The sequence below is a fragment of the Mycobacterium hubeiense genome (genome assembly GCF_002838065.1).
In the GTDB taxonomy this organism is placed as follows: domain Bacteria; phylum Actinomycetota; class Actinomycetes; order Mycobacteriales; family Mycobacteriaceae; genus Mycobacterium; species Mycobacterium hubeiense.
The window spans coordinates 145,105-164,347 of the sequence record NZ_PIZU01000006.1 but is presented as its reverse complement, the minus strand read 5'-3'; the positions used below and the strand labels follow the sequence as shown (position 1 = coordinate 164,347).

Annotated in this window: 18 protein-coding genes and 1 pseudogene; 13 read left to right on the top strand and 6 right to left on the bottom strand. The window is 67.6% G+C overall.

What is annotated here, in order from left to right; translation table 11 throughout:
* A pseudogene (locus tag CWS39_RS07670) lies at positions 1-601 on the top strand (cyclase); the annotation flags it as partial.
* Between the two features lie 150 nt (positions 602-751).
* On the top strand, positions 752-877 hold the full coding sequence (locus CWS39_RS30030) for a hypothetical protein (RefSeq protein WP_255412986.1): 126 nt from the start codon (positions 752-754) through the stop codon (positions 875-877).
* Positions 878-990: 113 nt separating this feature from the next.
* Here CWS39_RS30030 and CWS39_RS28610 read toward each other — a convergent pair whose 3' ends face one another.
* The 6 genes from CWS39_RS28610 to CWS39_RS07640 all read right to left on the bottom strand — a co-directional run bounded on the left by CWS39_RS28610 (position 991) and on the right by CWS39_RS07640 (position 8,566).
* Complete coding sequence (locus tag CWS39_RS28610; protein WP_142386812.1) at positions 991-2,010, bottom strand: hypothetical protein; 1,020 nt, start codon at positions 2,008-2,010, stop codon at positions 991-993.
* Between the two features lie 40 nt (positions 2,011-2,050).
* Positions 2,051-2,347, bottom strand: a complete 297-nt coding sequence (locus CWS39_RS07660) for a hypothetical protein (RefSeq protein ID WP_102142306.1) — start codon at positions 2,345-2,347, stop codon at positions 2,051-2,053.
* Between the two features lie 124 nt (positions 2,348-2,471).
* The gene (locus CWS39_RS07655) at positions 2,472-5,093 is read right to left on the bottom strand and encodes a LuxR C-terminal-related transcriptional regulator (RefSeq protein ID WP_102142305.1); all 2,622 of its coding nucleotides are present in this window, start codon (positions 5,091-5,093) and stop codon (positions 2,472-2,474) included.
* Between the two features lie 72 nt (positions 5,094-5,165).
* A complete protein-coding gene (locus tag CWS39_RS07650; protein WP_102142304.1) occupies positions 5,166-6,422 on the bottom strand; it encodes a DEAD/DEAH box helicase in 1,257 nt (418 codons plus the stop codon).
* A 218-nt stretch (positions 6,423-6,640) separates the two neighbouring features.
* Entirely contained in the window at positions 6,641-7,681 is a 1,041-nt protein-coding gene (locus CWS39_RS07645) for an LLM class F420-dependent oxidoreductase (RefSeq protein ID WP_102142303.1), read from the bottom strand.
* A gap of 42 nt (positions 7,682-7,723) precedes the next feature.
* A complete protein-coding gene (locus CWS39_RS07640; RefSeq protein ID WP_199177996.1) occupies positions 7,724-8,566 on the bottom strand; it encodes a dienelactone hydrolase family protein in 843 nt (280 codons plus the stop codon).
* Positions 8,567-8,689: 123 nt separating this feature from the next.
* Between CWS39_RS07640 and glmS the strand changes: the two genes are divergently transcribed.
* From glmS to tsaD, 11 genes are all read left to right on the top strand, one after another.
* A complete protein-coding gene (gene glmS / locus CWS39_RS07635; protein WP_102142301.1) occupies positions 8,690-10,555 on the top strand; it encodes a glutamine--fructose-6-phosphate transaminase (isomerizing) in 1,866 nt (621 codons plus the stop codon).
* Positions 10,556-10,968: 413 nt separating this feature from the next.
* Positions 10,969-11,151 (top strand): type II toxin-antitoxin system Phd/YefM family antitoxin, encoded by a 183-nt coding sequence (locus CWS39_RS28850; RefSeq protein WP_102142300.1) that lies wholly within the window; start codon positions 10,969-10,971, stop codon positions 11,149-11,151.
* Positions 11,152-11,159: 8 nt separating this feature from the next.
* Complete coding sequence (locus CWS39_RS28845) at positions 11,160-11,414, top strand: PIN domain-containing protein (RefSeq protein WP_102142299.1); 255 nt, start codon at positions 11,160-11,162, stop codon at positions 11,412-11,414.
* 44 nt (positions 11,415-11,458) lie between these two features.
* A complete protein-coding gene (locus CWS39_RS07615) occupies positions 11,459-12,871 on the top strand; it encodes an NAD(P)H-hydrate dehydratase (protein ID WP_102142298.1) in 1,413 nt (470 codons plus the stop codon).
* Positions 12,872-12,885: 14 nt separating this feature from the next.
* Positions 12,886-14,280, top strand: a complete 1,395-nt coding sequence (gene gad, locus CWS39_RS07610) for a glutamate decarboxylase (RefSeq protein WP_102142297.1) — start codon at positions 12,886-12,888, stop codon at positions 14,278-14,280.
* Between the two features lie 52 nt (positions 14,281-14,332).
* Positions 14,333-15,505: an alanine racemase gene (gene alr / locus CWS39_RS07605; protein WP_102142321.1), complete on the top strand. Its 1,173-nt coding sequence runs from the start codon at positions 14,333-14,335 to the stop codon at positions 15,503-15,505.
* On the top strand, positions 15,502-16,617 hold the full coding sequence (locus CWS39_RS07600) for an alpha/beta fold hydrolase (protein ID WP_102142296.1): 1,116 nt from the start codon (positions 15,502-15,504) through the stop codon (positions 16,615-16,617). The genes alr and CWS39_RS07600 overlap by 4 nt, the downstream gene beginning before the upstream one ends.
* A complete protein-coding gene (gene tsaE / locus CWS39_RS07595) occupies positions 16,610-17,089 on the top strand; it encodes a tRNA (adenosine(37)-N6)-threonylcarbamoyltransferase complex ATPase subunit type 1 TsaE (protein WP_102142295.1) in 480 nt (159 codons plus the stop codon). Before CWS39_RS07600 ends, tsaE begins: the two co-directional genes overlap by 8 nt.
* Complete coding sequence (tsaB, locus tag CWS39_RS07590) at positions 17,086-17,739, top strand: tRNA (adenosine(37)-N6)-threonylcarbamoyltransferase complex dimerization subunit type 1 TsaB (RefSeq protein ID WP_233213397.1); 654 nt, start codon at positions 17,086-17,088, stop codon at positions 17,737-17,739. Before tsaE ends, tsaB begins: the two co-directional genes overlap by 4 nt.
* Entirely contained in the window at positions 17,736-18,185 is a 450-nt protein-coding gene (gene rimI / locus CWS39_RS07585; RefSeq protein ID WP_102142293.1) for a ribosomal protein S18-alanine N-acetyltransferase, read from the top strand. The genes tsaB and rimI overlap by 4 nt, the downstream gene beginning before the upstream one ends.
* On the top strand, positions 18,182-19,204 hold the full coding sequence (gene tsaD, locus CWS39_RS07580) for a tRNA (adenosine(37)-N6)-threonylcarbamoyltransferase complex transferase subunit TsaD (RefSeq protein ID WP_102142292.1): 1,023 nt from the start codon (positions 18,182-18,184) through the stop codon (positions 19,202-19,204). The genes rimI and tsaD overlap by 4 nt, the downstream gene beginning before the upstream one ends.
* Positions 19,205-19,243 lie beyond the last annotated feature (39 nt).

The window sequence follows — 19,243 nt, the reverse complement described above, 5'->3', positions numbered from 1 at the left end:
GTGCGCACAAAACCCGGGACGGTTCAGGATTGCCGAACGGTCCGGTGATGATATGGCGTTGGCCTTCGCCCGGGTGATTCTGTGTCTTGCACTTGTGCACCGCGACATGGATGCGGAACGTGAGCGCGGACAGAAGCTACTCGTGGAGATCACCGACGTGCTCGTACGCCGGAAGCACAACCTGAGCGAGCTACGGCTCATGAACGTGTATCTGGCACGTGAGAAGGCTCGGCGTGGAGACCGCGATGAGGCCATACCACTCATGCGTGCTGCCGTCGACGAACTGGTTCGTGAGGGACAACTGCTGTCGTGGGGAATTCCTGCGACGGCTGTTCTGGTGGAGACCCTGCTGAACCATGGGGATGCGCGCGACGTGGCGGAAGCCGAGGCCGCGATCGACCGGTTGGCGGCGGCGCCAGCTGATGACGGGCTGGTTATCCGGGAGGTCTGGCTCCTGAGGCTGCGCGCACTGCTGGCGCGGGCTCGCGGCGATGCCACGGCTTACGCGCACCTCAGGGATCGCTACCGCGCCATGGCGAAATCGCTTGGCTTCGAAGGACACATCGCCTGGGCCGAGGCGATGTTCGAGGGCGGGGAATAGCCGGCCATGGCGACACATCGAGCGTGATCGACCTCATCGGCGTAGTTGCCGCGTTGCGGGACTGTGCGTTTCGACGCCGGGCAGGCCCTGAAGGCTGGCGCGAACCATTAGGAATCGTGGCCGTCGTAGCCTGACGCGCCGCGTCAGGAGTTGCCAGTCGACGACGATGCGGCCGACGAGGATCGGCCCGTCGCCGCCCGTCGCGGTTCGGGTGGTTGGGCGGTCGCCTTCGCCGCGGTGGGACCGATCGGCGTGCCGCTGGCCCACCTCGAGTGAACCCCGCACCACAGGCCGAGGCTGCGCCGGCCGTCCGGCAGGCTTCGCCAGCTTGGGCGTTGAAGCGCCCCGACCGGTGAATTTCGCGGTACCCATGGCCGTTTCCCTTCTTGTCACCCGTTGCCGGCATTCGCGGTGTCGGCATCGTCCTTGTCGCTCTTGTCGCCACCCAGCGCCCGCTTGACACCCTCGGAAGCCTTGGTGACGGCTTTTGTGATGTCACCAGCTGCCTTGTTGACGGCGTCACGCACTGGCGTTTTGCGAGCCGGGTTGGCGGTGGTAACGGTTGAGTCTTGACCAGCCGCGGATCGCACCTCAGTGCGTCCGTTTCCGATGGCCGATTTCACCGCACCGATGGTCTCGTTGACGAGGTCTCGTGAATCCGCCAGTTTCTGACGAACTTTGCGCTGGCCTGATTGCAGTGCGTCGTGGGTGGCTGCGGGCAGAGCCTTTGTGAGGTTGCCACGCCCATCATGGCGCATGTTGTCGAGGATGGCCCCCGGCCGCGACTGGATCTGGTCGATCCCCTCGTCCTTGGCAATGTCCTGCTCTTCTGGAACGCTCAGCGGCGCCGGCAACGTGGATTCTTCTTCAGCAGCTTCGGTAGGTGCGGCAGAGAGCGGCAGCTGCGTGGGCAGGCCAAGAATGTTGGCAATCGTTTCGTAGATCGTCCCGAAGAACCAACCCACGGGAAGAAGCACGGCGAACCCGAAGATAATGGTGCCGAACAGGATTACCGGCCCGACGATCGGCGCCAATATCTGGTAGAGCTGGTTCTGATCCCAATTGATTGCAGCGGTCGTCGTCGGAAGAGCGGCGGCGGTCGCCGGTTGACCGCTGATCGCGGTATTCTCGGCGGCTTGCGTAGTGTGTGTCGGCCCGACGATCAGCGCCTGGCCCGCCGGTACGGCGGTTTGGGCTTGATCGATAGTGAATTTATCCAGAACAGTCCCCGGAGATGTCGGCCTAGGCAGTGCTAGAACTGCGAGCCGTACCGCGACGACTTCACTTCTCGGCTCGGAAACATCCGGTGGTGTCGTCACCAGGCTCACCACGAGGATGCCGGCGCTGCCGACGGCAACCCCGGCAGCGAGATGACGGCGAAAAGGCCTACGTGTGCTCGTGTTACCCATCATTCGTTCCTTTCATACGGCTTGGCGAAAAGTGGCCCGGTTAAAGCCTGTGCATTTCTCGTTCCATGGCAGCTGACTCGAGGAAGGCATCGCGCCGCGGCGGATAGTGACGCGGCACGCGACGTGACTTCTCCGATGAGCTCAGGAACATCGCGTGTAATACGGCAAGCACTCCGCGGTGGGACTTCGTCCGCGGCAACGGCACGGCCGCCGCCGTGCTGAGGGCCACAGCCTGCTCGGTGATGAGAACCGGTGGCTGACGCACCGTTTCGCTGGCATGTTCGGGATCGTCGGCGACAACCAGCGGATCTGCGGGTGTCGCAATTACTTCGGACACTTCGCGCCTCCTTTTGGGCGTTGTGACGGATCAACCGTCGCTCGCCTCCGGTGGCGCGAACCCAGTAGCGCCCTACTGCACTCTCGCCGGTCTCGCCGCGTCGCTACTTAGTCGCGAAAGGAGTTCACAGTGTTTGCGCTGTGTGGCGGCGCAGCAGGGCGCCCAGTTCCTCGCGGTTGGTGGTCCCGGTCTTCAACATGGCGCGGTAGATGTGGCTTTCCACGGTGCGTACAGACAACGTCAACCGCTCGGCGATTGCGCGGTTCGACAATCCCTCACCGATCAGCATCCCGATCTCCGCCTCGCGATCGGTCAGGGGGAGGGGTTCGGCGGCTTGACGAAGCGCAGGCGTACTCGCGCCGCCGCACTGCTCGGCCAGGGCGGACGCGCGGGTCGAGCAGCTCAACGCCGAGCCCCGCAGATCCTTGCCGCGGTATGCGTTGGCGGCCTGCGCAGCCGCGTCGAGCGCCGCCACGAGGTCTCCTATGCGTTCGAATTCCTCTGATACTAAAGCTAGTTCGGCACCATCGCCGTCGCGCAGTGCGTCGGCTAACCGCGCGGCCAGGCCTACGCGTGGCCCTTGCACCGTCGATTCGAGCTCCCGCAGCCTGGATGCGCCCGAATGGTCCCCGAACTGGGTGGCCGTTTGCAGACACATCACTTCGGCCGCGAATTGTCCCTTGCTGGCAGCCCTTTCGGCCGCCTCCCGCAAGACGGTTATTGCCTCACTGACGGCGCCCTGACCTGCGGACACCCACGCCCGGACCAGGCTCTGCTCATAGTCCAGTGACCGGAACGAACGCGGCAGCTCATCCAGCGCGGCAAGCGAGGCGGCCGCGTCCCCAATCGACCCGCGCATGGCGAGTGCAGCTGCGTGGGGGACGTGATAGCGATACCCCCAACCGATCTCATGCGAATCGGACAACCCCTGAGCGGCCAGCTCCAATAGCTGGTGCGCGGTGTTCAGCTCGCCGGCACCGAGGGCGGCGCGCCCCGCCACCGCCGCCCCCAGCAATTGAGCCGCCCCCGGCAGGTCGGCCGCCTCCTGCCGAACCCGTTTGGCCACCTCTACCGCGTCGTGGATCCGGCCGGCCAGCAGCAACGCCGTGAGGTGGGCGTCGGCGATGTTGAACCGCATCTGCGGAGCGTCGAAAGATCGTGTCGTGACGGCGTATCCCGCCTCTGCTGTGGCGACGGCCTCATCGACCCGGCCGGCGTCGGCGGATATCGCCGTGAGCGCCCAGGCAATCTCGGCACCGACCACGGGTGGCAGATCTTCTAGCGGCAGCTTTCTCGACGCACGTATCGCCGCCTGCGGCTGGTCCGTCGCAAACGAGTACACCGTCAGAAAGGCGTCGATGAAGCTGCGAGCCTGCGGCGGCGTGGAGCTGGCTGCGTCGTCGATGATCTTCTTAGCGCGCACGGGGTCGCCGAGTGCCCACAGCATGTTGCTGGCCCTCAGAAACGCGAACCTGGCACGGTCGTCATCGGTCAAGTCGCTGGTGCCGATCGCGGCGAGCACTGCGTCGGCCTCCTCGCCCCGGCCCAACCACGACAGCGCATGCGCGCGAACAAAACTGGGCTCTGGTCCGGCTCCGGCACGGATCGCGGCCTGCGCGAGCCGGTCTGCGAGATCCAGATCGGCCAGCCAGACGGCGCCATGCGCCGCCCGGGTCAAAAGATTGGTGTCGGGTGTGAGGTCGGAGTCCAGACTCAAGGCGGCCCGGCGGACGACGACCTGAATGTCGTCGCTGTCATCGGCTGCGGCCAGTTCGTTGGCGACCAGGCCCCGGAGCCGTCGCAGTCGGGTGAGTGGCGCGCGCCGGCGGCGAACCTCTCCGTACAGGGGATGCGCCACCCGCACCTCCACACCGCCGGCAACGGGTTCGAGCGTGATGAGGCTACGGGTGTCGGCCTCCTCGACCGCGGCGGGATCGGTGATCCGCGTCAGCGTCGTCAGTTCGATCGGCTCTCCGACGGCCAGCGCGTCGAGCACGTCGCTAACCGCCGCGGGTAGGGCGCCGATGCGGGACTCGATCAGCTCGATCAGGCCGGGTGGCATGATCGGATCGCCGATCCAGCGCCAGTATCCCTGCTGCTGCACGAGCCGGTCGTCGGCGAGCTCCCGTTCGACGATGTTACGCAGGTACAGCACATTTCCTCGGGTCAGGCCCCAAAGACGTTGGGCTGCATCCGGATCCATCAGACCGCCCAACACCACCGACAGCAGCTCGGCTGTTTCGTCGAGCGATAACGGCTGAACGTCGAGGCGGTCAAACTGGCCGCCCTTCCAAATCTCTTGCAACGCCGTGGGAATCGGCTCGCCATCGCGAAGAGTCAGGATGACTTTCGCCGCACCGCGCTGCACGATCTGGTGCACGACGAATATCGACAGGTCATCGAGCAGATGGGCGTCGTCGACACAGACCACCACTGGGGCGCCTGCAGGGGCCGCCGTCAGCGACTCGATCGTCCCCCGCACCAGCGCCACGGTGTCCGTCATATCGGGCTGTGTCCATGCGCTGAAGGCGCCGAGGGGAACCTCACGCGCTGACGAGGTTCCGACCACCCATCGGTCTTCGTATCCCCGCGTCGCGACTTCCGACAAGGCCTCACGTGCGATCCGGCTCTTACCCACGCCCGCCGGGCCGCAGACGACCATCCCGGGCACATCCGATCCCACGATGGCGGCTTCGATGGCCCGCAACTCTTCTGAGCGGCCAATTAACGGCCACGACAGTCGCACGCTATGAGCGTAGGAGCGTTGATCGCCAGTGGCCGGGAAACGGCAACTTTCCGCCGGCGCGAAGGACAGACCTCAGCGGTTGCGGGCCCGTTCGGGCCGACGCCGCCGTCGCGCAGGCCTTGTCTGGGCCGCTGCCGGTTCCGCAGTCGGCATCGGGCCGCCGAATGAGCGCTCGCCCGGCGCGATCTGCTGCAACACCGGGTGTGACGCGCCGCTGAACCGGGTGATCGTCGGCTTGACACCCGCCTTGCGGGTGAGGCTGCGCACGTCGGCGACCTGCGCGTCGTGCATCAACGTCACAACCGTGCCTTCCGCACCGGCGCGCGCCGTGCGGCCCGACCGGTGCAGGTATGCCTTGTGCTCGACCGGCGGATCCGCGTGCACCACAAGGCCGACGTCATCGACGTGAATGCCACGCGCAGCGATGTCGGTGGCGACCAGTACCGCTGCCGAACCGTCCGCGAACGCCGCGAGATTTCTCGTACGGGCGTTCTGAGACAGGTTGCCGTGCAGTTCGACTGCCGCGACACCACGCGAATTCAACTTACGCGCAAGGCCTTTAGCGCCATGCTTGGTGCGGGCGAACACGATGGTGCGGCCCGGCGACGCCGCGAGGTCGGTCAGCACGTCGATGCGTGCCGCGTTGTCGACATGCAAGACGTGATGGACCATCGCCGATACGGGCGACTGCGCCGAATCGACACTGTGCTCCACAGGGTTGCGCAGGTAGCGCTTGACGAGCACATCGACGCCGCCATCGAGCGTCGCCGAGAACAGCATCCGCTGGCCGTCGCGCGGCGTGCGGTCCAGCAGCCGCTTCACCGGCGGCAAGAAGCCCAGATCGGCCATGTGGTCGGCTTCGTCGAGCACGGTGATCTCGATTGCGGACAGATCCGCGTGGCCGGATTTGACGTGGTCTTCGAGCCGGCCGGGGCAGGCGATCACGATGTCGACGCCGCGACGCAGCTTGTCGATCTGCGGGTTGGGTCCGACACCGCCGAACACGACGACCGAACGCAGGTCCATCGCGGCGGCCAGCGGCGCAAGTGCGGCATCGATCTGCGCGACGAGCTCGCGGGTCGGCGCCAGGATCAGTGCCCGCGGCCGCCGGGCCCGACGCGGCTTGGGGTCGTCCGCGAGTCGAGCGACGACCGGCAGCAGAAACGCGTAGGTCTTGCCGGACCCGGTCCGGCCACGGCCGAGCACATCGCGGCCGCCCAGGGAATCTGGCAACGTCGCCGCCTGGATGGGGAAGGGGTTCTCGACGCCGCTGGCGGCGAGGGTGTCGACGATGACCTCAGGCAGGCCGAGGTCGGCGAAGGTGGGCATGGGTGACCCACCGGTGTCATGAACAGACAAAGTGAAACTCCGAAAGATTGAGTGGTCGTCCTGCCCGGCGCGGGTGGTCCCGCGGCGCTCGGTTTGACGATCGAACTGGGTCGATTATCGCCTTCGGCGATGCGGCAAAAGGCAGAACAGACGATGCCGCTGAAAATGAGCCTACAGGTCAGTCGCCGAAATCCCGCATTTGGTGGCCGGACTCACACCTACGGCAACAGCGCCTTCAATTCCTCGACGAACCGTACGGATTCGCGGCGGTCGGCGCTCATCGGGTGCACCAACAGCGTCGTGACGCCCGCCTCGGCGTAGGCGGCGACGCGTTCCTTGACGAAACCCCTTGGCCCGATGAGCGATACGTGTCGCACCAACTCGTCGGGCACCGCGTCGATGGCTTCGGTCTTCTTACCCGACAGGTATAGATCTTGGATGTGATTGGCCACCTCGCCGAACCCATAGCGGGTGGCGAGGTTGTGGTAGAAGTTCTTGCCGCGCGCGCCCATACCGCCGATGTACAGCGCCAGTTGGGGTTTCGCCCATGCCAGCCGATCCTCGACGTCGTCGCCGATCGCCAGGCTCGCACTGACCATGACATCGAGCGGTCCCAACGCAGGATCGCGTTTGGCGAAGCCCGCGCGTAGCGCGTCGCCCCACACGTCGTCGGCCTTCTCGGGATAGAAGAACACCGGTTGCCAGCCCTCGGCGATCTCGGCGGTCAGCTCGACGTTCTTCGGGCCCAGCGCCGCGATCGTGATCGGAATACGTTCGCGCACAGGGTGATTGATCAAATGCAACGGCTTGCCCAGTCCAGTGCCACGGTCAGGCGGCAGCGGCACCTGGTAATACTTGCCGTCGTAGCTGACGTTTTCGCGCCGCCACACCTGCCGGCAGATGTCGACGACCTCGCGGGTACGGCCCAGCGGCGCGTCGAACGGGACGCCGTGGAAGCCCTCCATCACCTGCGGGCCGGACGTGCCGATGCCCAACCGGAATCGTCCGTCGGACACGTAGTCCAGGCCGGCCGCCGTCATCGCCAACAGCGTCGGCGTACGCACGTAAATCGGCACCACACCGGAACCCAGCTCGATGGTGGACGTCTTCGCGGCCAGATAGCCGAGCTGGCTGATCGCGTCGAAGGAATACGCCTCGGCCACCAACGCGATGTCGACGCCGAGCTTTTCCAGTTCGACGACGTCCTTGACGGCCTCTTTGAAGCCGTCGGTGTAGTTGAGGAAGATCCCGGTGCGCATCGCCCAGTTATACACCCAACCGGTTGGTTGGTCCTGTGGGCCTCACGGCTTGAGCAGGGCGACCACCCTGTCCTCGAGATCGACCGGGTTGGCGTTCGGATCGGCGACCTCGGTCTTGGGCAGCGCTGACTCGGGATCGGCGAAATCGCGGTACGCCTTGTCGCCGGTCAGCATGTGCAGCAGGTAGCCCGTCAATAGCGCGCGCACGGTCTTCTGCGTGCTGCGGTCAGCGCCCGGCAACCCGGCCACCCGAGCCAGCCGGCGCCCCTCGATGAGCCCACCGGCCTTGGCCTTGCTGACCGTGCGCAGCGTGGCGGTCTTCCAGGCGCGCGAAAGCTCTACGGCGTTGGAGCGCAGAGTCACCGGATCGCCGGGGGCGGTGAGCACCAGCCCGGGCACCCGCAGCGTCGCAGCCGGATCCTCCGCGGGGGGTTTGGTGACCGTGGGAAACAGCGCGGCCACCGCTTTTGGCTTGGCCGGCATGCCCGCCGCCGCGAACACCGCCGCCGAACCGCCGAATCCATGGCCAACGAGGCCCAACTTCGTCGGGTGCACGCTGATCTTGCCTGGACCGAGCCGCACCCCCACGATGATGTCCAGCGTCGTGCCCAGATCGGAGGCCAGGTTCAACACCGACGGCGCAATGCCCGTCTCGGTGTCCGGTGCGGCGGCGACGATGCCCCACGACGCCAGGTGCTCGAGCGTGCCGTAGTAGCGCTCCGCCTTCGCCAGCCAGTCGTGTGCGAAGGCCACACCGGGCAGATTCATCCCGGATTCCGGTGTGTAGACGACCCCTGGCAGCCCGGCGAACGCCAGGTCACCGCGCAAAACGCGGTGCGGTCCGCGGCGGGTCAGGGCCTTGAACAGCTTCTTCGTGCTGGCCACCCGATGACCGTAGCTCACTGCGTTATGCGCGTTGATTCTGTGCTGGTGGCGAGGGTTACTCGCAGTTCTGCGCCCTGTGCGCAGAATCAACGCTTGGCACCGTGTGCACTACCCTGGATCCCTATGTGTGGGATCGTCGGCTACGTCGGGTCGCGTCCGGCCCGCGACATCGTGGTCGACGCGCTGCGCCGGATGGAGTACCGCGGCTATGACTCCGCGGGCGTGGCTTTGCTCGACGGCCGCGGGGGCTTGACTGTCCGTCGGCGCGCAGGCCGGCTGGCCAACCTGGAAGCCGCCCTGGCCGACACCGACGACACCGTCCTAACCGGCAGCACGGGCCTTGGCCACACCCGGTGGGCCACCCACGGCCGACCCACCGACCGCAACGCCCACCCGCACCGCGATGCCGCCGGCAAGATCGTCGTCGTCCACAACGGCATCATCGAGAACTTCGCCGCGCTGCGCCGCGAACTGGAAGCCGCCGGCGTGGAATTCGCCAGCGACACCGACACCGAAGTCGCCGTGCACCTTGTCGCACAGCAGTACCGGCACGGCGACACAGCCGGCGACTTCGCGGCCTCCGTGCTGGCCGTGCTGCGCCGACTCGAAGGCCACTTCACCCTGGTCTTCGCCAACGCCGACGAGCCCGGCACCATCGTCGCCGCGCGGCGCTCCACTCCGCTGGTGCTCGGTGTCGGCGAGGGCGAGATGTTCGTCGGCTCCGATGTGGCCGCGTTCATCGAGCACACCCGGCACGCCATCGAACTCGGGCAGGACCAGGCGGTGGTGATCACCGCCGACGGCTACCGCATCTGCGACTTCAACGGCGACGACGCCTCGGAGTTCCGCGAGTTTCACATCGACTGGGACACGTCGGCCGCCGAGAAGGGCGGCTACGAGTTCTTCATGCTCAAGGAGATCGCCGAACAGCCCGCCGCGGTGGCCGACACACTGCTCGGCCACTTCGTCGACGGGCGGATCGTGCTCGACGAGCAGCGCCTGTCTGATCAAGAGCTTCGCGAGATCGACAAGGTCTTCGTGGTGGCCTGCGGCACCGCCTATCACTCCGGACTGCTGGCCAAGTACGCGATCGAGCACTGGACGCGGTTGCCCGTCGAGGTCGAGCTGGCCAGTGAATTCCGTTACCGCGACCCGGTTTTGGATCGCAGCACGCTCGTCGTCGCAATCTCACAGTCCGGCGAGACGGCCGACACGTTGGAGGCGGTGCGGCACGCCAAGACACAGAAAGCCAAGGTGCTGGCGATCTGCAACACCAACGGCAGCCAGATTCCGCGCGAGGCCGACGCGGTGCTCTACACCCGCGCGGGGCCGGAGATCGGCGTCGCGGCCACCAAGACGTTCCTGGCGCAGATCGCGGCCAACTACCTCGTCGGGCTGGCGCTGGCGCAGGCCCGCGGAACCAAGTACCCCGATGAGGTCGAGCGCGAGTACCGCGAACTGGAATCCATGCCGGACCTCGTGCAGCGGGTGCTCACCACCACCGAACCCGTTGCGCAACTTGCCCGCCGGTTCGCGCCGTCATCGACGGTGCTGTTCCTCGGCCGCCATGTCGGCTACCCGGTCGCGCTCGAAGGCGCGCTCAAGCTCAAGGAATTGGCGTACATGCACGCCGAGGGTTTCGCGGCCGGTGAGCTCAAGCACGGCCCGATCGCGCTGATCGACGAGGATCTGCCGGTCATCGTGGTGATGCCGTCGCCGAAGAACGCTTCGACGCTGCACGCCAAGCTGCTCTCGAACATCCGGGAGATCCAGGCGCGCGGCGCGATCACCATCGTCATCGCCGAGGAAGGCGACGACACGGTACGGCCGTATGCCGATCACCTGATCGAAATCCCTGCGGTGTCAACACTTTTTCAGCCACTGCTGTCGACGATTCCGTTGCAGGTGTTCGCCGCCGGAGTGGCGCAGGCGCGCGGCTACGACGTTGACAAGCCACGCAACCTGGCCAAGTCCGTCACCGTCGAATAGTGCCGGTCGGACACTTCAGGAGCGAGCGGGCACACGCGCATTACCGGCAGGCGTACCGCGATGCCATGGCGCTGCTGCCGCCCGTGCTGCGGCCCGGGCGCGGAGCCTCCTACAGCGCGGGCAGGTCGAGCTGTGGCCGGACGCGTCGCACGCCATCAACGGCGAGAGTATCCGGACGCGATCGCCGAGCGCGCCGGTCGGTTCTGGGATGAGGTCGACGCGGCCGTATAGCCCGGCTCGAAACTGAGCTTATGTGCGAGATTTGCCCGGAATCTCGCACATATCTTCAGTTTCGACGACTCGATTGCCATCAGTGTGCTGCTCGGGGCGTCGGTCACCGGGGCGGCCGCGGTCGCTCGGGTGGCACAATTGTAGGTACACGTAGGTACAAATCCACCTGGGAGGATTGCGCCATGACCACGGTTTCGGTGCGCGAGTTCTCCTACAACCCGAGCGCGATGTTCGCCCGCGCCGAAAAGGGCGAGACCATCGAGATCACCCGCCACGGCAAGGTCATTGCCAAATTGATCCCGGGCCATACGAGTTCCTGGCACGTCACTCGGCGTTTACGGGGGCGACCAGCACCGTCGGATTAATCGAGACGGTGCGCACCTGTGACCGCGTGGGCAGCTACCCGAATCTGATGAGCCAACTACTCCGTGACTATGACGAGCTCGAGATAACCAACGAGATCCGTGACCGGGCGGCAGCACTACCCGGTCGACTGAAGGCGTCAGACGCCATCCACGTTGCGACTGCCGAGATGCTGGGAGACGAACTCGTCTCGTGCGTCACCTACGACGAAGCGATGGCAGCGGTCGCCAGATCCCGCGGACTGCCCGTCGCCTCGCGGGCCTGAAACTCTGACGCTAGGCCAGCTAATCCACGTAACGTAGTTCACCGATGCGGACCTACTACACCGCCGACCAAATCCGCCACGCCGAAGCGCCGCTGCTGGCGTCACTGCCCGATGGTGCTCTGATGCGTCGGGCCGCCTATCCGCTGTCCATCGCGATCGCCTGCGAACTCCGAGCGCGCACCGGCGGCATCGCGGGACGCCACCTCTGCGCCGTCGTCGGCTCCGGCGACAACGGCGGTGACGCGCTGTGGGCGTCGACGTTCCTGCTGCGCCGAGGCGCCGCTGCCGCCGCGGTGTTGCTCAACCCGGAGAAGGCGCACAAGAAGGGCTTGGCCGCGTTCCGCAAGGCCGGCGGCCGCGTGGTGGAAAGCATCCCGGCGGCAACCGATCTGGTGATCGACGGCGTGGTCGGCATCTCCGGGTCCGGCCCGCTGCGGCCCAACGCCGCCGAGGTGTTCAAGGCGAACACCGCGCCCGTCGTCGCCGTCGACATCCCCAGCGGCATCGACGTCCACACCGGAACCACCGAAGGCCCGTACGTGCAGGCCGTGCTCACCGTCACCTTCGGCGGCCTCAAACCCGTTCACGCGCTGGGCGATTGCGGCCGCGTCGCATTGGTCGACATCGGCCTCGATCTCGCCGAGACCGACATACTCGGGTTCGACTCCGCCGACGTCGTCGCCCGCTGGCCGGCGCCCGGCCCGCATGACGACAAATACACCCAGGGCGTCACCGGCATCCTCGCCGGCTCCGCGACCTACCCCGGTGCCGCCGTGCTGTGCACCGGCGCCGCGGTGGCCGCCACGTCCGGGATGGTCCGCTACGCCGGAAGCGCTTCCCAACAAGTGCTTTCGCATTGGCCTGAAGTCATCGCCGCGCCCGGCCCGCAGGCGTCCGGCCGGGTGCAGGCCTGGGTCGTCGGCCCCGGCCTCGGCACCGACGAAACCGCAGCGGCCGCATTGTGGTTCGCGCTCGACACCGACCTGCCGGTCATCGTCGACGCCGACGGGCTGACCATGCTCGCCGCCCACCCCGACCTTGTCGGGGGCCGACAAGCACCGACCGTATTGACGCCGCACGCAGGCGAATTCGCGCGCCTGGCCGGGGCGCCGCCGGGAAACGACCGCGTCGCCGCGACCCGGAGGCTGGCCGACGAACTCGGCGTGACGGTGTTGCTCAAGGGCAACGTCACCGTCATCGCCGAACCGAACGGCCCGGTTTACCTCAACCCGGCAGGCGAATCCTGGGCCGCCACCGCGGGATCCGGCGACGTGCTGTCCGGCATGATCGGCGCGCTATTGGCCGCCGGTTTGCCTGCGGGGGAAGCCGCTGCGGCGGCCGCGTTCGTGCACGCCCGGGCCGCCAACCTGTCGGCCGCCGATCCCGGTCCGCACCCCGCACCGACGTCGGCGTCGCGCATCCTGGCCCATATCCGGGCCGCTCTCGCCAGCCTGTGACGAAAGGACTTGCCATGGCGCACAAGCACTCCCAGGCCCCGCAGATCGCCCCGGCCTACACTGGGCGGCTGGCCATGTCGCCCGTCCCGTCGCTGCGACTGCCCGACGATGCGCTGGATCCCGTCGCCGCCTACCGCTTCATCCACGACGAACTGATGCTGGACGGCAGCTCGCGGCTCAACCTCGCCACGTTCGTCACCACGTGGATGGATCCCGAGGCCGAGAAGCTGATGGCCGAGACGTTCGACAAGAACATGATCGACAAGGACGAGTACCCGATCACCGCAGCCATCGAACAGCGTTGCGTGTGCATGGTCGCCGACCTCTTCCATGCCGAGGATCTGCGTGACGACGACCCGTCCAGCGCCACAGGGGTTTCCACGATCGGGTCGAGCGAGGCCGTCATGCTGGCTGGGTTGGCGCTCAAATGGCGCTGGCGGGAGAAGGTCGGGAAGGATTGGCGCAGTCGCACACCCAACCTGGTGATGGGCTCGAACGTGCAGGTGGTGTGGGAGAAGTTCTGCCGCTACTTCGATGTCGAGCCGCGATACCTACCGATGGAGAAGGGGCGCTACGTCATCACGCCCGAACAGGTGCTCGACAACGTCGACGAAGACACCATCGGCGTGGTGGCGATCCTGGGCACCACGTTCACCGGTGAACTCGAACCGATCGCCGAAATCTGCGCGGCCCTCGACAAACTGGCTCAAGGCGACGGGGCGTCGAAAGGCCCAGACGTGCCTGTGCACGTCGACGCGGCCAGCGGCGGGTTCGTGGTGCCGTTCCTGCATCCCGATCTGGTGTGGGACTTCCGGCTGCCGCGGGTGGTGTCGATCAACGTCAGCGGCCACAAGTACGGGCTGACCTATCCCGGCATCGGCTTCGTGGTGTGGCGCAGCCCCGAGCATCTGCCCGAGGATCTGGTGTTTCGCGTCAACTACCTCGGCGGCGACATGCCGACCTTCACGCTGAACTTCTCCCGCCCCGGCAATCAGGTGGTCGGGCAGTACTACAACTTCCTGCGGCTCGGCCGGGCCGGCTACACCCGGGTGATGCAGTGTCTGTCGCAGACGGCGCGGTGGCTGGGCGATCAGCTGCGCGACAGCGAACACTTCGAGTTGATCTCCGACGGCTCGGCGATCCCGGTGGTCAGCTTCCGGCTGCGCGGCAACCGTGGCTACACCGAGTTCGACGTTTCCCATGAGCTGCGGTCCTACGGCTGGCAGGTGCCGGCCTACACCATGCCGGAGAACGCCACCGACGTCGCGGTGCTGCGGGTGGTGGTCCGGGAGGGGCTGTCCACCGATCTGGCCCGGGTGCTCAAGGACGACACCATCGCCACGCTGAGCCACCTCGACAAGCTCAAGCCCGGCGGGCAGTTCGACGTGCAGCAACCGTTCGCGCACTGACAAGCTCACGTTGGGCGGGCAAAGAGCGCCGTCTGGGACAATGGGCATGACCATGCGGACGACCGAGCTCATGACCTCTTCGCCCACCAACGCCGAGGCGGTGGTGGACCTCGGCGCGATCGCCCATAACGTGCGGGTGCTGCGTGAGCACGCCGGCGCGGCCCAGGTGATGGCGGTCGTCAAGGCGGACGGCTACGGGCACGGCGCCACGCCGGTGGCCCGCACCGCGCTGGCCGCTGGGGCGGCGGAGATCGGCGTCGCGACCATCGACGAGGCCCTGGCCTTGCGCCGGGACGGCATCACTGCCCCGGTGCTGGCGTGGCTGCATCCGCCTGGCACCGATTTCGCCCCCGCGCTGCACGCCGATGTCGAGGTGGCGCTGTCGTCGCCGCGCCAGCTGGCCGAGTTGCTGGACGCCGTCGCGCGCACCGGCCGCACCGCGACGGTCACGGTCAAGGTCGACACCGGGCTGAGCCGCAACGGCGTGAGCGCGGCCGAATACCCGGCGATGCTGACGGGGCTGGGGCGCGCGCATGCCGACGGTGCGATCCGGCTGCGCGGCATCATGAGCCACTTGGTGCACGGCGACGACCCGGAGCACCCGTTCAACGATCTACAGGCCCAACGACTGACCGAGATGCGGGCGCAGGCCCGCGATGCCGGGGTGCAGTTCGACATCGCACACCTGTGCAATTCGCCGGCGGCGATGACGCGCCCGGACCTGGCCTTCGACATGGTGCGTCCGGGCATCGCGGTCTACGGCCTGAGCCCCATCCCCGAGCGCGGCGATATGGGCCTGCGCCCCGCGATGACGCTGAAATGCCCAGTGGCGCTTGTGCGTTCGGTACAGGCCGGTGACGGCGTGTCCTACGGCCACACCTGGATCGCCGACCGGGACACCACGCTGGCGCTGCTGCCGATCGGCTACGCGGACGGTGTGTACCGCTCGCTGAGCGGGCGCATCGACGTGCTCATCAATGGCCGGCTGCGGCGGGGTGTCGGCCGAATCTGCATGGACCAGTTCGTCGTCGACCTGGGCCCGGGCGCCACCGACGTCACCGAGGGTGACGAGGCGATCCTGTTCGGCCCCGGTACCGAAGGTGAACCCACCGCACAGGACTGGGCTGATCTGCTGGGCACCATCCACTATGAAGTCGTCACCAGCCCCCGCGGCCGCGTCCACCGGACCTATCGCGGCGGCTCAGAGGCAGGCCAAAAGCGTTGAGCGATAAGGAGACCAGTCAGGGGCACGGGCGAAAGGCCGGCTTGCTGGCCGGAGGTGCTGGGCTGGCCGCGGTCGGCACCGCCGCAGGTGTTTCGGTGGCCCGGTCGATGCGTCGGCGGGTCACCGTCGACGACCCTTATGCCGACGAGGATTTCGGGCTGCTCGACGCCGACCGCAGCTACGTGGTGACCACACCCGACGGGGTGCCGCTGGCGGTGCGTGAGGTGGGGCCGCAGGACGCGCCGCTGACGGTGGTGTTCGCGCACGGTTTCTGTTTGCGCATGGGCGCCTTCCACTTTCAACGGGCGCGGCTGGCCGAGGAGTGGGGGCCGCAGGTCCGGATGGTGTTCTATGACCAACGCGGACATGGCCAATCGGCCGAAGCCCCACCGGAGACCTACACCGTCGAGCAGCTCGGCCAGGACCTGGAAACGGTGCTGGCCGTGATGGCCCCGCGGGGCCCGGTGGCCCTCGTCGGCCACTCTATGGGCGGCATGACGGTGCTCTCGCACGCCCGCCAGTACCCGCAGCGCTACCCGACACGGATCGTCGGTGCCGCGCTGATCGCCTCTGCGGCAGAGGGGGTTTCGCGGTCACCACTGGGGGAGATCCTGAAGAATCCCGCGCTGGAGGCGGCGCGTTTCGCGGTTCGGTACGCCCCGAAGACGGTGCACCGCGGCCGGGGTGCCGCGCGGTCGGTGCTGGGCCCGATCCTGCGGGCGGCGTCCTACGGCGACGAGAAGATCAGCCCGAGCGTGGTGGCGTTCTCCGAGGAGATGATGCACGGCACCCCGATCGCGACGCTGATCGAATTTCTGCATGCGCTGGAGGTCCACGACGAAACCGGGGGACTGACCACGCTGGCCAAGGTCCCGACGCTGATCGCGTGTGGGGACCGCGACCTGCTGACGCCGATGGAGTACTCGCAGGAGATGGCGGCCGCGTTGCCGAAGTCCGAGCTGGTGATCGTCGGCGGCGCAGGGCATCTGGTGCAGCTCGAGCGGCCTGAGGTGATCGACGACGCGTTGGTTCGGTTGGTGCAGCGTGCCACGCCGTCGAAACTCGTCGCGATGACGCGGCGGCTGCGGGAACGGGTGCAAAAGCATGGTTGAGCAGCCGCTGAAGTTCCGGGCGGGTACCGCTGAGCTGCCGACCGTCGAGGACACCATCGCGCTGGGCGCCCGGCTGGGTGAACAGCTGCAGGCCGGCGACGTAGTGGTGCTGTCGGGGCCACTGGGTGCGGGAAAGACGGTGCTGGCCAAGGGCATCGCGCAAGGTATGCAGGTCGAAGGGCCCGTCACGTCGCCGACGTTCGTGCTGGCGCGGGTGCATCGGCCGCGACGGCCCGGCACGCCGACGATGATCCACGTCGACATGTACCGGCTGCTCGATCACACCGGCGCCGATCTGCTGGCCGAACTCGACTCTTTGGATTTGGACACCGATTTGGCCGACGCGGTCGTGGTGGTGGAGTGGGGCGAGGGCATCGCCGAACGGCTTTCCGACAGCCATCTCGACATCCGGCTGGAGCGCAGCTCCGACACCGAAACCCGCACGGCGATCTGGCAATGGAGCCGCCCGTGACGTCGCCCGCGACCCCGGTAGCCACCACGATCCTGGCCATCGACACCGCCACCCCGGCGGTGACGGCCGGCATCGTGCGCCGCACCGACGGCGCCATCGACGTTCTCGCCGAACGGGTGACCGTCGATGCGCGCGCTCACGCGGAGCAGTTGACGCCGAATGTGTTGGCTGCCATCGCCGATGCGGGGCTCACCGTGACGGATCTCGACGCGGTCGTCGTGGGTTGCGGCCCAGGGCCGTTCACCGGTCTGCGGGTCGGGATGGCCACGGCCGCGGCCTACGGGCATGCCTTGGACATCCCGGTGCACGGTGTGTGCAGTCTGGACGCCATCGGAGTGGACACCGCGGGCGACGTCCTCGTCGTCACCGACGCGCGTCGCCGGGAGGTGTACTGGGCGCGCTACCGCGACGGCGACCGCATCGCCGGGCCGGCGGTCGACAAGCCGGCCGACGTGCCCACCGATGCCCAGGCAGTGGCCGGATCACCCGAGCACACCGTCCTGTTCGAGCTGCCGAGGCAGCCGGCGATGTACCCGACGGCCGCCGGCCTGGTGCGCGTGGTGGCGGACTGGTCGGCCGAGCCGGCACCGCTGATTCCGCTGTATCTGCGGCGGCCGGACGCGAAACCCCAGCAGGTGGAGCGACGGTGATCACCTACGGGCCGTTGACCAACGCCGACGCCGCGCGGTGCGCGGAGCTGGAGAAGCAGCTGTTCGACGGCGACGACCCGTGGCCGGCGCGGGCCTTCTACGCCGAGCTGGCCGTCGAGCACAACCGCTACGTCGCCGCCCGCGCAGACGACAAGCTCGTCGGCTATGCCGGCATCTCGCGGCTGGGCCGAAAACCGCCGTACGAGTATGAGATTCACACCATCGGCGTCGACCCCGCCTATCAGGGGCAGGGCATCGGCCGGCGGATGCTGTCCGACCTGCTCGACTTCGCCGGCGACGGTGTGGTCTTCCTCGAAGTGCGCACCGACAACGAGGCTGCGATCGCGCTCTATCAGAGCATGGGTTTTGTCAAAGTCGGTGTCCGCAAACGGTATTACCGAGCCAGCGGCGCCGATGCCTATACCATGAGACGAGATCCGCGATGATCATCTTGGCCATTGAAAGCTCCTGCGACGAGACCGGCGTGGGCATCGCCGAGCTGGCCGCCGACGGCACCGTCAGGCTGCTGGCCGACGAGGTGGCGTCCAGCGTCGACGAGCACGCCCGGTTCGGCGGCGTCGTACCCGAAATCGCGTCGCGCGCACATCTGGAGGCCCTCGGCCCGACGATGCGCCGAGCCATGGACAAGGCCGGCGTGCGTAAACCGGACGTCGTGGCGGCCACCATCGGCCCGGGCCTGGCGGGCGCCTTGCTGGTGGGAGTGGCTGCGGCCAAAGCGTATTCGGCCGCATGGCAGGTGCCGTTCTACGCCGTCAATCATCTGGGCGGGCATCTGGCCGCCGATGTCTTCGAGCACGGCCCGCTACCGGAATGCGTGGGCTTGCTGGTGTCCGGCGGGCACACCCACCTGCTGCACGTGCGGTCGCTGGGCGAGCCGATTGTCGAACTCGGCAGCACCGTCGACGACGCGGCGGGGGAGGCCTACGACAAGGTCGCCCGTCTGCTCGGGCTCGGTTATCCCGGCGGCAAGGTGCTCGACGACCTGGCCCGCGAAGGTGACCGGGACGCGATCGTGTTCCCCCGCGGGATGACCGGGCCGCGTGACGACCCGTACGCGTTCAGCTTCTCCGGGCTGAAAACCGCGGTGGCCCGCTACGTCGAGCGCAACCCGACCGCACCGCAGGCCGATGTGGCCGCGGGCTTCCAGGAAGCCGTGGCCGACGTGCTGACCATGAAGGCGGTGCGGGCGGCCACCGAGCTGGGAGTGTCGACGCTGCTGATCGCCGGCGGGGTGGCGGCGAACTCGCGGCTGCGGGAGCTGGCCGAACAGCGGTGCGAGGCGGCCGGCCTGACGCTGCGGATTCCGCGGCCGCGGCTGTGCACCGACAACGGGGCGATGATCGCGTCGTTCGCCGCGCACCTGATCGCGGCGGGTGCGCCGCCGTCACCGCTGGACGCCGTCAGCGACCCTGGTCTGCCGGTCGTTGCGAGCCAGGTGGCCTGAGGGAACGCCGCGCCATGGGGCATACGCACCGGGGTGACC